We start from the raw sequence: 1208 nt of genomic DNA on the forward strand, positions 1-1208 counted from the left end.
AACAGGCGCGCCTTCTGGCCGTCATCAAACAGGTTGAACAGTGCGCGCGGCTGCGAATAATCGTCATTACCAATGCGATGATTGTAGCGATCTGCATCACCGCTCAAACGCAGTGGCGGTTCCTTGGCAGAAGGCTGCTCAACCGGGCCGTTGAACGAGTTTGGCTCATAATAAGCATCCGGGTTGCCAGTCGCGATGCCGCCATAGGTGTTCATCTGACCATCACGGTGATAGTGATGCACTGGGCACTTTGGCTGGTTGACCGGCAGGTTCTCATAATGTGTGCCAAGGCGATGACGATGAGCATCGGCATAAGAGAACAAGCGACCCTGCAACATCTTGTCTGGCGAATAGCTGATGCCCGGCACAATGTTGGACGGTGAGAAGGCTGCGTTTTCAATCTCGGTGAAATAGTTTTCCGCATTGCGGTTCAATTCCATCACACCAATATCGATTGGCGGATAATCAGCATGCGGCCAAACCTTGGTAAGGTCGAATGGATTGTAAGGCGTCTTGTCGGCATCCAGTTCTGGCATGATCTGCACCTGAACTTTCCACTTCGGGAACTCGCCCTTATCAATGGAGGTGTACAGATCTTCCTGCGTCGATTCACGCGTGCGACCGATTACACGTTCAGCCTCTTCATTGGTCCAGTGCTTGTGGCCCTGCAGAGTCTTGAAGTGGAACTTGACCCAATAGCGCTCGCCAGCATCATTCCAGAAGGAATAGGTGTGTGAACCATAACCATTGATATGGCGCACATCGGTTGGAAGGCCGCGATCTGACATAAGGATTGTCACCTGATGCAAGCTTTCTGGCGAAAGCGACCAGAAATCCCACATGGCGGTCGCCGAACGCAGATTGGTCTTGGGATGACGCTTCTGAGTGTGAATGAAATCCGGGAATTTCACCGGATCACGCACGAAGAACACAGGCGTGTTGTTGCCAACAAGATCCCAATTGCCTTCTTCGGTGTAGAACTTCAGCGCAAAGCCGCGAACATCACGCTCAGCATCTGCAGCGCCCTGCTCACCAGCGACAGTCGAAAAACGCGCCAGCATCGGCGTCTTTGCACCCGGCTGCAAAGCCTTGGCTTTGGTATATTTCGAAATATCGCCAGTAATAGTCAGTGTGCCAAAAGCCCCCCAGCCCTTGGCATGCACAACGCGCTCAGGAATGCGTTCACGGTTCTGATGCGTCAGCTTTTC

At 52.9% G+C, this 1208-nt stretch carries 1 protein-coding gene; it reads right to left on the reverse strand.

Features of this window, described 5'->3' with window-relative positions:
• A partial coding sequence (locus tag J2782_RS22785) for a catalase (protein WP_310016450.1) occupies nucleotides 1–1208 on the reverse strand: 1208 nt, incomplete at both ends.

It is taken from the genome of Brucella pseudogrignonensis (assembly GCF_031454375.1).
Lineage (GTDB): Bacteria > Pseudomonadota > Alphaproteobacteria > Rhizobiales > Rhizobiaceae > Brucella > Brucella pseudogrignonensis_A.